This window comes from Pseudomonas sp. 22072 (assembly GCF_052046095.1).
GTDB classification, from domain to species: Bacteria; Pseudomonadota; Gammaproteobacteria; order Pseudomonadales; family Pseudomonadaceae; genus Aquipseudomonas; species Aquipseudomonas paracarnis.
On sequence record NZ_JBQEQE010000005.1, the window covers coordinates 38,319 to 49,802 of the forward strand.

Annotated in this window: 9 protein-coding genes; 2 read left to right on the forward strand and 7 right to left on the reverse strand. The window is 59.8% G+C overall.

The features are described 5' to 3' along the window. The first annotated feature begins 7 nt into the window (after positions 1 to 7). A complete protein-coding gene (locus ACTJLA_RS06850; protein ID WP_440840879.1) occupies positions 8 to 2,272 on the forward strand; it encodes an S-type pyocin domain-containing protein in 2,265 nt (754 codons plus the stop codon). A gap of 2 nt (positions 2,273 to 2,274) precedes the next feature. Continuing rightward, positions 2,275 to 2,526: a bacteriocin immunity protein gene (locus tag ACTJLA_RS06855; RefSeq protein ID WP_314547967.1), complete on the forward strand. Its 252-nt coding sequence runs from the start codon at positions 2,275 to 2,277 to the stop codon at positions 2,524 to 2,526. Between the two features lie 144 nt (positions 2,527 to 2,670). Here ACTJLA_RS06855 and ACTJLA_RS06860 read toward each other — a convergent pair whose 3' ends face one another. From ACTJLA_RS06860 to ACTJLA_RS06890, 7 genes are read right to left on the reverse strand one after another with little or no spacing between them, the layout of a single operon-like run. Beyond that, the gene (locus ACTJLA_RS06860) at positions 2,671 to 3,672 is read right to left on the reverse strand and encodes a response regulator (RefSeq protein ID WP_034126509.1); all 1,002 of its coding nucleotides are present in this window, start codon (positions 3,670 to 3,672) and stop codon (positions 2,671 to 2,673) included. 52 nt (positions 3,673 to 3,724) lie between these two features. Next, a complete protein-coding gene (locus ACTJLA_RS06865) occupies positions 3,725 to 4,735 on the reverse strand; it encodes a chemotaxis response regulator protein-glutamate methylesterase (protein ID WP_034126508.1) in 1,011 nt (336 codons plus the stop codon). After that, on the reverse strand, positions 4,732 to 7,011 hold the full coding sequence (locus tag ACTJLA_RS06870; RefSeq protein ID WP_197901043.1) for a hybrid sensor histidine kinase/response regulator: 2,280 nt from the start codon (positions 7,009 to 7,011) through the stop codon (positions 4,732 to 4,734). The genes ACTJLA_RS06865 and ACTJLA_RS06870 overlap by 4 nt, the downstream gene beginning before the upstream one ends. Beyond that, the gene (locus ACTJLA_RS06875) at positions 7,008 to 7,709 is read right to left on the reverse strand and encodes a chemotaxis protein CheW (RefSeq protein ID WP_034126506.1); all 702 of its coding nucleotides are present in this window, start codon (positions 7,707 to 7,709) and stop codon (positions 7,008 to 7,010) included. Before ACTJLA_RS06875 ends, ACTJLA_RS06870 begins: the two co-directional genes overlap by 4 nt. Continuing rightward, entirely contained in the window at positions 7,706 to 8,968 is a 1,263-nt protein-coding gene (locus ACTJLA_RS06880) for a CheR family methyltransferase (protein ID WP_054917811.1), read from the reverse strand. Before ACTJLA_RS06880 ends, ACTJLA_RS06875 begins: the two co-directional genes overlap by 4 nt. After that, positions 8,965 to 9,477: a chemotaxis protein CheW gene (locus tag ACTJLA_RS06885; protein WP_034126504.1), complete on the reverse strand. Its 513-nt coding sequence runs from the start codon at positions 9,475 to 9,477 to the stop codon at positions 8,965 to 8,967. The genes ACTJLA_RS06880 and ACTJLA_RS06885 overlap by 4 nt, the downstream gene beginning before the upstream one ends. Then, complete coding sequence (locus ACTJLA_RS06890) at positions 9,477 to 11,099, reverse strand: methyl-accepting chemotaxis protein (RefSeq protein WP_014717193.1); 1,623 nt, start codon at positions 11,097 to 11,099, stop codon at positions 9,477 to 9,479. The genes ACTJLA_RS06885 and ACTJLA_RS06890 overlap by 1 nt, the downstream gene beginning before the upstream one ends. Positions 11,100 to 11,484 lie beyond the last annotated feature (385 nt).

An 11,484-nucleotide genomic window follows, 5' to 3' on the forward strand; every position in this document is an offset into this window, starting at 1 on the left:
AGGCCCTATGGCACAACAAGGGTGGCAGCCAGGACAACCTTTAGAACTCAAGCCGACGATAATTACCGCAGGGAGACGAAACACTTATTGGGGTGGTGAAGGCGGAGGCTACGTAGGAAGTGGAGATGGCTGGGGCCTTCAAGAAGGGCCACGTCGGGGTGAAGGAGACCGTAGCCGCTTCAAGCAGTTTGACTTCCCTAGCACCACCGCCGATTTCATTGGAGAGCAAAAGTACAATCAATCCTTGATTGACGCGGAGTACAGCGCACGGTTCGCAACCCTCACTACTGACACTGAACGCGAACTCGCAGAGAAACAGCAAGCCGCGAAAGCTTCACAGGCACTCACAGAGACAGCCTCAGCCATTCTGGATCAAAAAATCGCATTTGAAATCATCGACGCGAAAAAATCCAAATACGCCAGTACTGCGCCACTCATCTATGGGCTCTATGATCAAAGCCCTTTTTACCTGATGGAAAACTTAACTTATACAAAGCTACGTGAAACGCTTGCCTCTTCTGACCCGATAAAAAATCTGGGCGATGCCTACACACTTTACGACAACGTCTGGAGGGCCGCACAAGAACTCAAGGCTCTCTCGCTCTCCATAGACATTCTGACTAAAAAACTCTCAGGGTTGGCAAAGGCCCGGCAAACGCTGGAGGCCAATTTAGCCGAACAGGATCCTGGCTGGGAAAATTTACACAATGAGTATCTGAAGGCCATTGCAGATGAGTTGGAAATTCAGGTGCAGTTGCTGCCGGAATACCTGCAGGTGGAACTCGCCTCTCTTGCCGGTTCGGTCGTTGGATTGACACCCGACCAGACCCTCATGCGTTACAAAAACACGCTGGACAAAATGATCGAAAAAACGATGGCTGCGATCAAACCTATTGACCCACCGTTAGCCATAAACCGGAACGGGTTGATGATTTACTATCCCGCAGCCAACCCACGGGTTACACCGCCACTGAGCAAACCCGAGCTTGAGGGACTCAAACAGCTTATTTATCTGCAGCGGAACACCGCGCTTGGGGTGAGATGGCTCAGCCACCATGATTTTGTGCTGAAGTCAGAGTCCGCGCGGTTTCTTGCCAACGCCTCCAATGCAATCAGCGACCTCGCAGAACGTGCGCAGCAGGTAGCAACGGCCCAAGCGCGTATTGAAGCGGTACGAGTAGCCAATACCTATCGACTGTCGGGCACTGCTTCTGCGACTCAAGCGATAGTCATGACCTCAGTCGGGACTATCGCTACAGCAGAAGGGATTACCATCACGCTGCAAGCTGCCATTCGGTCAGCAGTGGCCGCATTGACGGAGTTGGTCGCAAGCACGGCAGGCGGCTTACTTGTCGGTGTTTCAGCTCTGGTCTATTCACCCAAGCTTGCAAACGGAGAACTGGCGGAGCGTTACGCACTCGGTACCCCGGTTTCAACGTTTTTGCCAGACGTCAACGAGTCAACGCTCACCACCGCACTCAATGGCACAATCGACCTGCCAGTGCGAATGAGTTCAAAGACGGCGGAGGATGGACGCTCCGAAGTGTTTGTGGTCATTGCCGACGGTACAAGCGTGCCTTCCAAGGTCAAGGTGATTGCCGCGACCTACGATCCAGCGCGGAAGGTGTACACCGTCACGACAAGTGACGTCCCACCCAGGACGTTGGTCTGGACACCTATCGTTGCCCCCGGGGATAGCTCAACAACTCTGCCCGTTGACCAGCCTGAACCGCCCGTTTACGTTGGAGCTACGGTGACGCCGGTTGCTGGCAGAGTTGATTCGTTTCCAGGAGTCCGTGAGTCACGTTTTGATGACTTTATAACCGTATTCCCTATAGATTCCGGGTTGCCTCCTATCTATGTGATGTTCAGGGATAGGCGGGAGGATCCGGGAGTTGCTACCGGGATGGGCCAACCTGTGTTTGGCAACTGGCTTGGAGCAGCGACCACAGACGACGGCGCACCCATTCCATCGCAAATCGCTGATCAGTTGAGAGGCCAGCAGTTTAAAAATTTCAAGGCATTTCGTGAGGCTTTCTGGAAAGCAGTGTCTACAGATTCAGAGTTGGCTCAGCATTTTGCACCTAGTGAGTTAGCCACCATGAAAAATGGACGTTCGCCGATTGTTAAAAAAAGTGAAGCAGTGGGTAAACGGATACGGTTTGAGCTTCATCATAAAAAATATGTGTCTACTGACGGTGAAGTATACGGCATCGACAATATCGTGATTCTAACGCCAAAAAAGCATATCGACATTCACAGAGGTTCCTAAAAATGGGCACATTAATTAGCGAGATGACGGAGCGTGAGTTTTTAAACTTGGTTGTAAAAATCTATAACGACGACTACGCCACAGAAGAAGAGCACACCGATGCAATTTTAAAATTTGAAGCGTTAACGGAACACCCTTCTGGTTCAGATCTAATATTTTATCCGGAGCCTGAAAAAGATGGACCTGAATTTGTAGTAAAAGAAGTTAAAGAGTGGCGATCCGCCAACGACAAAACTGGTTTTAAAGCAGATTAATCACAAGCGCCATTATCAACACAGCACTGACAATGGCGCTTTATTCTTCAGCCTCTTAACCATAGTGATTTCATACTCAGCCTCGAAGATCCAATGTGGGAGAGATTCGCGCCCTCTCCACTTGGCTTTGCGCTGGTCTCGAATTTATTCGATGCCCACCTGATTACGCCCATTGTTCTTGGCCGTGTACAACCCCTTGTCCGCCGCCATGATCAGCTGCCGGCAGTCCGTACCCTGGACAGGCGTCAACGTCGACAGCCCGATACTGATGGTCAGGCTGGCACCTTCAGCCGGGGCGATGTGCGGGATTTTCAACGCCGCCACCGCCATGCGCAGTTTTTCCGCGACCAGGCGTGCGCCGCCCGGCGAGGTGTTGGGCAGGACCAGTGCGAACTCTTCGCCACCGTAGCGCGCCGGCAAGTCCGAAGGGCGGCTGCTGGCATCGCGAATGGTGGCGGCGACTTTGCGCAAGGCTTCGTCGCCCTCGACATGGCCGAAGCTGTCGTTGTAGGTCTTGAAGAAATCCACATCGATCATCAGCAACGAGAGTTGGGTCTGGTCGCGCATGGCGCGGCGCCATTCCAGCTCCAGGTATTCGTCGAAGTGACGGCGGTTGGACAGCCCGGTCAGGCCATCGGAGTTCATCAGGCGTTGCAGCACCAGGTTGGTGTCCAGCAACTGTTGCTGGCTGACCCGCAACGCACGGTAGGCCGCGTCGCGCTGCAACAGGGTCATGTAGGAGCGCGAGTGATAGCGGATGCGCGCTACCAGTTCGATGTTGTCCGGCAGCTTGACCAGATAATCGTTGGCCCCGGCCGCAAAGGCCGCGCTTTTGATCAGAGGGTCCTCTTTGGTGGACAGCACGATAATCGGGATATTCGCGGTGGCCGGGTGATTGCGGTACTCACGCACCAGGGTCAGGCCGTCCAGGCCCGGCATCACCAGGTCTTGCAGGATCACCGTGGGCTTGATGCGGATCGCCTGGGCAATCGCCTGGTGCGGGTCGGCGCAAAAGTGGAAGTCGATGTTCTCTTCATGGGCCAGGCCACGCCGCACGGCTTCACCGATCATGGCCTGGTCGTCGACCAGCAGCACCATGGCGGCGTTTTCGTCGGTCTTGAAGTCGTCGAGCTGTAAATCATTCATGTGCAATCACCTGAATTACTACCTGCAAGCCAGCACGGCGGGAGATTCTTGTTCATTTTGCAAAGACCTCCAGCAATCGGGGCGCAATTCTATCCAGTGGGCGAATTTCAACAGCAGCATCAATCGCCGCCGCCGCTTTGGGCATGCCGTACACCGCCGAGCTTTGCTGATCCTGGGCGATGGTCAAATATCCTTGTTCGCGCATCAACTTGAGGCCCTGGGCCCCGTCGCGCCCCATGCCGGTCAGTAGCACGCCGACAGCGTCACCGTTCCAGTAACTGGCGACGCTTTCGAAAAACACGTCGATGGAGGGCCGGTAAATCTCGTTCACCGGCTCTGCGGTATAGGCTAGCGTGCCATTTTTCAACAAGCGAATATGGTGGTTGGTTCCGGCCAGCAATACCACGCCGGGTTGAGGCGGCTCGCCCTCACAGGCCAGGCGCACCGGCAGGCCGGAAGCGCTGCTCAGCCACTCGGCCATGCCGGCGGCGAAGACCTGGTCCACATGCTGTACCAGCACGATGGCGGCGGGAAAATCCCGGGGCAAACCCTTGAGCAGAACTTCCAGTGCCGCCGGCCCACCAGCCGAAGAACCAATGGCCACCAGCCGTTGACGCTTGCCGGTGACCCGCTGCGGCGGGGTTTCTGCACGCACCCGCGTGCCGCGCTGGCCGATCAGCCAACCAATATTGAGGATCTTGCGCAGCAGGGGCGCGGCCGCATCCTTAGGGTTGCCAACGCCCAGTGCCGGGGTGTCCACCACATCCAGGGCGCCGTGGCCCATGGCTTCGAATACGCGGCTGACGTTGGCCTGGCGGTCGACAGTGACGATCACAATCGGGCAAGGCGTGTCGGCCATGATCTGCCGGGTGGCCTCCACCCCATCCATCACCGGCATGATCAGGTCCATCAGGATCAGGTCCGGGGTCAGCTCGGCGCAACGCTGTACCGCTTCCAGGCCATTGCTGGCCACCCATACCACCTCGTGGGCGGGCTCGTAACTCAGGGCGCGGCGCAAGGCCTCCACCGCCAGGGGCATGTCATTGACGATCGCAATCCTCATGCCCGGGCGCCTCCAATCAGTTCAACCACGGCGTCGAGCAAGGCGTCGTCATGGAAACTGGCTTTGGCTAGATAATAGTCGGCCCCGGCGTCGAGGCCACGGCGGCGGTCTTCTTCACGATCCTTGTAGGAAACCACCATCACCGGCAACGATTGCAGGCGACTGTCACGGCGCAAAAGTGTGACCAATTCAATACCGTCCATGCGAGGCATATCAATATCAGTGATAAGCAGGTCGAAGTCCTCGGAGCGCAATGCGTTCCAGCCATCCATGCCATCGACCGCAACAGCGACTTCATAACCACGATTGAGTAATAATTTGCGTTGCAGCTCGCGCACCGTCAGTGAGTCGTCCACCACCAGCACACGCTTGCGCGGCGCTTCGGTGGCCTGCTGGCTGCGCCGGGCAATGCGCTCCAGGCGACCGGTGTTGAGCAATTTATCCACCGAACGCAGCATGTCTTCGACATCGACGATCAACACCACCGAGCCGTCATCGAGCAAGGCCCCGGCGGAAATGTCCTGGACTTTCCCCAGACGATCATCCAGCGGCAACACCACCAGGGTGCGCTCGCCGATAAAACGCTCCACGGCAATCCCGTACACGGCATCGCGCTCGCGGATCACCACCACCTTCAAGGTATCTGTCGGGCTCTGCCCCGGCGGGCGCTGCAGCAACTGGCTGGCGGCAACCAGGCCGACGTGCCGGCCCTCATGCCAGAAGTGCTGGCGGCCTTCCAACTGCACGATGTCGTCGGGCGCCAGGTCGCACATGCGTTCGATATGCGCCAGGGGAAAGGCATAGGCTTCTTCGCCGACTTCCACCACCAGGCTGCGCACCACCGACAGGGTCAACGGCACCTCAAGATGGAAGCGGCTGCCCTGCCCCGCCGTCTGCTCCAGCACCACCGCGCCGCGCAGTTGACGAACCATATGCTGCACCGCGTCCAGGCCGACCCCGCGCCCGGACACTTCGGTGACTTTGTCGCGCAGGCTGAACCCTGGCAAGAAGAGGAACGTCAGCAGTTCCTCTTCACTCAGACGCAGGGCCGTTTCAACCGGCGACAGATGGCGGTCGACGATGGTGCCGCGCAGGCGCTCGAGGTCGACACCGTTGCCGTCATCGCTCAATTCCAGCACCAACAACCCGGCCTGATGGGACGCACGCAGGCGAATCAAGCCTTCCGCCGGCTTGCCCGCCAGCACGCGTTGCTCAGGGGTTTCGATGCCGTGATCGACCGCATTGCGTAATAGATGGGTGAGCGGCGCTTCGAGTTTTTCCAGCACGTCCCGGTCGACCTGGGTCTTTTCGCCCTCAATCTCCAGGCGCACTTGCTTGCCCAGGCTGCGACCTAAGTCACGCACCATGCGCACCTGCCCGGCCAGCACATCGGCAAACGGCCGCATGCGGCAGGCCAATGCGGTGTCGTAGAGCACCTGGGCGCGCTGGCCGGCCTGCCAGCCGAACTCATCCAGCTCGGCGTTTTTTTCCGCCAGCAGGGCCTGGGCTTCACTCAGCAGGCGACGAGTATCGGCCAGGGCCTCCTGGGCCTCCAGGTTCAGATCCAGCGACTTGAGCTGGCCGTCCAGGGCATCCAGCGCACGCAAGCTGTTACTTTGAATGCGCTTGAGGCGTTGCAGGCTGGCCAGGTACGGCTTGAGCCGCTGGGTTTCCACCAGGGATTTGCTGGACAAGTCCAACAGACTGTTCAAGCGCTCAGCCGTCACCCGCAGCACACGCTCGCCGCCTTCGGTCATGCGCTTGTTCTGGCGCGGCGCGTCACTGCCGAGCGGTGGCGCAGGCTCCAGCTCGGGCTCCAGCAGCAGCGCGTCAACCCGCGGCGCGGGGATGGGCTCGGGTTTTGGCGCGGGCGTCGCAATCGGCTGCGAGGGATCGAGCAAGCGCTCCATCAGCGCTACGTACGCCTCGATATCCGCCGGCCCCACATCGTTGCCCGGGGTGGCGATACGCATCAGCAGATCAGTGCCTTGCAGTAATGCGTCGATATGTTCAGGTTGCAGATACAGACGGCCTTCCTGGGCGCTGACCAGGCAATCTTCCATGACGTGGGCCACGCTGACGCCGGCATCCACACCGACAATCCGCGCCGCCCCTTTAAGTGAATGCGCGGCGCGCATGCAGGCTTCGAGCTGGTCGGCCTGGGTCGGGTTGCGTTCCAGCGCCAGCAGGCCCGCGCTCAACACTTGGGTCTGCGCATCAGCCTCCAGGCTGAACAGTTCCAACAGCGAGGCATCGCGCATCTGGTCGGGGGTCATGCGAGGCTCCGAGTCACGGCGGACAACAATTGCGCTTCGTCCAGCCAACGCAGGCTGCGGCCTTTCCACTGCAACACGCCTTGGGTGTAGCGTGCGCTGGCCTGGGTGCCGGACACCGATGCGGCCTTCAAGGTGCGCTCATCGATGGCATGGATGCCGTCTACTTCATCCACCGGCACCACGACCGGGCCGTCCTGGGCAGCGATGATCAGCATGCGCGGCATGATCCGCCCGCCGCTGGCGCCGGCACTGGTGCTGTCCAGGCCCAACAGTTCCACCAGTGACAGGCACGCCACCAGCGCCCCGCGTACGTTGGCCACGCCCAGCAGCGCTCGGGAACGCTGGTGCGGCAGCGAGTGGATCGGCTGCAACGGCGCCACTTCCACCAGGCAACGGGTGGCGATACCGAGCCATTCTTCGCCGAGGCGGAACATCAACAGCGAACGGGTGACCACCTCGTTATCCGCTTCGGCAGTTGCCTGCGCGTGATGGTCGTCCTGTTGCAGTGCGTAGCGGTCGAGCAGGCGTGTGGCGGCGGCGGAATACACCGAGCAATTGCGGCAGTGGATATGCTCGGCCAACAACGGGCAGGACTTGTCGCCATGAATACCGATGCGGTTCCAACAGTCGTCAATGGCTTGGGTATCGGTCAGCGTCAGGTCCAGGCCTGCGGTGTCGAGCGCGTCAGGGCTACTCATCGTTTGGACTCACTGTCAGCTCGCTCGCTACGGGCGGCGCGTGCCTGAAGACGGCGCGCGCCGGCACTGTCACCCTGGGACTCGAGCAACGCGGCCAGGTGCATCAGGGCCTGGGGATGCTGCGGTTCCAGATACAGGGCTTTTCGGTAATACCCTTGGGCCTCCAGGGCACTGCCAGCCACATCGCTGAGCAGCCCCAACCAGTAAAACACCTGGGCGGCCGGCGGGTGACTGCTCAAATACCGTTCGCAGGCCGCTCGGGCCTCGGCACTTTTGCCCTCGTTGGCCAGGGTTGCGATCTGGCTGAGCAAATCCCCGGCATCGGTAGTCACCACTTTGACCGGTGGCACGTTGGGGCTGACGGTGCTGAACGGCCGCGGCTTGAGCGGTATCGGCGCCGCCCTGCGCTGCGGTAGCGGCGCGGGCGTCGGTTTGACCACAGGTGCAACCGGCGGGGCCGGTTCTACATGCCGACTGAAGGCAAAGGACTGCGGCACACCGATGGAGCGCATGCCGTGACGCCCCAGCAGGCTGCCCTCGGCCGGGCCGATAAACAGCACACCGTCTACGTGAGTCAATGCCTTGAGCACATCAAAGACCTGTTTCTGGGTCGGCTGGTCGAAGTAGATCAGCAAGTTGCGGCAGAACACAAAATCGTAGGTTGGCTCATTCGCCAGCAGTGCCGGGTCCAGCAAGTTGCCGACTTGCAGGCGCACTTGTTCGCGCACCCGGTCGGCGATGCGGTAATTACCTGCGTCTTCAGTGAAGTGACGGTCACGAAACTCAAGGTCGGCGCCGCGAAACGAGTTCTTGCCGTACACGCCCCGCCGCGCGCGCTCCACCGACAGCGGGCTGACATCCATGCCCTGCACTTTGAACTGGTGGGGCGCCAGGCCCGCATCGAGCAAGGCCATGGCAATCGAATAGGGTTCTTCGCCGGTCGAACACGGCAGGCTGAGAATACGCAGGGCGCGCATCTGGTTGATCTCGGCCAAGCGTGCCTGGGCCAGGCGAGCCAGGGTTGCAAAGGATTCGGGATAGCGGAAAAACCAGGTCTCGGGGACGATCACCGCTTCGATCAGCGCCTGCTGCTCGTCATGGGAGGTTTGCAGGTGTTGCCAGTAAGCCTCCGCCGACTGCGACTGGGACGACTGGCAGCGCTGGCGCACCGCGCGTTCGATAATCGCCTCGCCCACCGAAGCGACGTCCAGGCCGATGCGTTCTTTCAAAAACGCGAAAAACCGCGGGTCATTGCTCATAGGCTCAACTCGGCGGAAAACAGCAAGGCGCGCACTGGCGCGGTCAACAGATCCGCAACGCCAATCCACTGCATCAAGCCCTGGGCATCTTCACGCACCGGCCCCAGGTACGGCGCCTGCCGGTTGTCCAGGCCATAGGGCTGGAATTCGGCGGGGTCGCAACGCAGGGTGTCGGTGGCCTGTTCCAAAATCAGCCCCAGCCAACGCGCCTCACTCCAGGGCTGCGGCTGGTAATTGACCAGCACCAGGCGCGTGCTGGTACGCGCCTGGGCCGAAGTGCCGAACGTCAGGGCGCTCAAGTCGATGACCGGCACCAGCACCCCACGATGGGCGAAGATACCCGCCACCCACAAGGGCGCTTGGGCGATAGGTTTGAGCGCCAGGCGCGGCAGCACCTCGGCCACTTCCGTAGCCTTGAGGGCAAAGCGTTCGTTGCCGATGCGAAACACCAGAAACAACGCCTTTTTCGCTGCCGGGACGGCACCGCGTTTAGCCGCGAGTTCGCTCATCAGACTTTGAAACGCGAGACGCCGCTGCGCAGACCGACCGCAACCTGGCTCAGTTCATCAATGGCAAAGCTGGCCTGGCGCAGGGATTCGACGGTCTGGCTGCTGGCATCGCCCAATTGCACCAGCGCGTGGTTGATCTGCTCGGCACCGGTGGCCTGGGCCTGCATGCCTTCGTTGACCATCAGCACCCGCGGCGCCAGGGCCTGTACCTGATGGATGATCTGCGACAGTTGCTCGCCCACTTGCTGCACCTCAGACATGCCGCGGCGCACCTCCTCGGAGAATTTGTCCATGCCCATCACCCCTGCCGACACCGCCGACTGGATCTCACGCACCATCTGCTCAATGTCGTAGGTCGCCACAGCGGTCTGGTCGGCCAGGCGGCGCACTTCGGTGGCAACCACGGCAAAGCCGCGCCCGTACTCACCGGCTTTCTCAGCCTCGATCGCAGCATTGAGGGACAACAGGTTGGTCTGGTCGGCCACCTTGACGATGGTGACTACCACCTGGTTGATGTTGCCGGCCTTCTCATTGAGGATCGCCAGCTTGGCGTTGACCAGGTCGGCGGCGCCCATCACCGAGTGCATGGTTTCTTCCATGCGGGCCAGGCCCTGCTGGCCAGAACCGGCAGCCACCGAGGCCTGGTCGGCGGCGGTAGACACCTCGGTCATGGTGCGGACCAAGTCCTTGGACGTGGCGGCAATTTCGCGGGAAGTGGCGCCGATTTCTGTGGTCGTGGCCGCTGTTTCGGTAGCGGTCGCCTGTTGCTGCTTGGAGGTCGCGGCAATTTCGGTGACCGAGGTAGTGACCTGTACCGATGAACGCTGCGCCTGGGACACCAGAGCAGTCAGCTCGGTCATCATGTCGTTGAAGCCGGTTTCAACCGCGTTGAATTCATCCTTGCGCTCCAGATTCAGGCGCTTGCTCAGGTCGCCGGTGCGCATGACTTCGAGGATTTGAACGATGCGCTGCATCGGCGCCATGATCGCGCGCATCAGCAACAGGCCACACAGCGCGGCGGCGAGAATCGCCAGCAACAGCGAGACGCCCATGCTGATCTTCGCGGCCGCTACCGCATCATCGATGGCGGCGGTGGCGTTGTCGGCGACCTGTTTGTTTTCGTTGATAATGTCATTGAGCTTCATGCGGCCTGCGGTCCAGGCGGGGGTCAGTTGCTCGTTGAACAACCTCAGTGCTTCGGCGGCGTTATTGCTCTGATGGGCCGCCAAGACCTGGGCGAGAATCTGGTTGTAGCTCTGGTGCAGTTTTTCGAAGGCATCGAATTCGGTGCGATCCTGGGTGATATTGATCGTCCCTGCGTAGCTGGCCATATGTTGCTCAAGCCGAGCCTCGAAAGACTTGTAGTCCTGTTTGTCGGTTTCGGAAATGCCCTGATTCTCGTGGATCCCGACCAACTCCTGGGTCTGCAGGTAGCTGTCGACCCAGGCGCTGCGAATCATGGAGCTGAAAAACACCCCGGGCACCGCATCGTCCCGCACTGAGTTTTCGCTGATTTCGATTTTCAGCAGGCGCGAATACGAGACCACGACCATCAGCAGCATGATCGCGATAATTACCGCAAAGCTCGCCAAAATCCTTTGGCGCAGGGTCCAGTTCTTCACAGTAATTCCTCGCAGGGCCATTCAAATGGAGGGGAGTATAGCTGAGCGGCTGCGCGCTTTTATCAAGGCTTTTGATGTGCAGTGCACAGAATGCAGATGTGCTCGCGTTGGCCACAGTTATCTACACAATTTTGGTACGGCGCTGGACCTGTGGCGAGGGAGCTTGCTCCCGTGACGGCCTGACAGCCGACGCCTACCCACCTGCCCCCCCACGATCTGAGTGTGGGAGCTGACTTGCCTGCGATGGCGGCCTGACAGTCAACACAGCTGGATTGTGTACATATCCATTCCTGCGGCAATGGCCGCTTAGGGTTCCGCCCTGACGGCGGCTCACTTTTGAAAAGCGCAAAAGTAAGCAAAACGCTCTTGCCCCACCACTCGGCAC

Coding starts and splice junctions, on each gene's coding strand:
- ACTJLA_RS06850 (WP_440840879.1), top strand. CDS start 8: ATGGCACAACAAGGGTGGCAGCCAGGACAACCTTTAGAACTCAAGCCG.
- ACTJLA_RS06855 (WP_314547967.1), top strand. CDS start 2,275: ATGGGCACATTAATTAGCGAGATGACGGAGCGTGAGTTTTTAAACTTG.
- ACTJLA_RS06860 (WP_034126509.1), bottom strand. CDS start 3,672: ATGAATGATTTACAGCTCGACGACTTCAAGACCGACGAAAACGCCGCC.
- ACTJLA_RS06865 (WP_034126508.1), bottom strand. CDS start 4,735: ATGAGGATTGCGATCGTCAATGACATGCCCCTGGCGGTGGAGGCCTTG.
- ACTJLA_RS06870 (WP_197901043.1), bottom strand. CDS start 7,011: ATGACCCCCGACCAGATGCGCGATGCCTCGCTGTTGGAACTGTTCAGC.
- ACTJLA_RS06875 (WP_034126506.1), bottom strand. CDS start 7,709: ATGAGTAGCCCTGACGCGCTCGACACCGCAGGCCTGGACCTGACGCTG.
- ACTJLA_RS06880 (WP_054917811.1), bottom strand. CDS start 8,968: ATGAGCAATGACCCGCGGTTTTTCGCGTTTTTGAAAGAACGCATCGGC.
- ACTJLA_RS06885 (WP_034126504.1), bottom strand. CDS start 9,477: ATGAGCGAACTCGCGGCTAAACGCGGTGCCGTCCCGGCAGCGAAAAAG.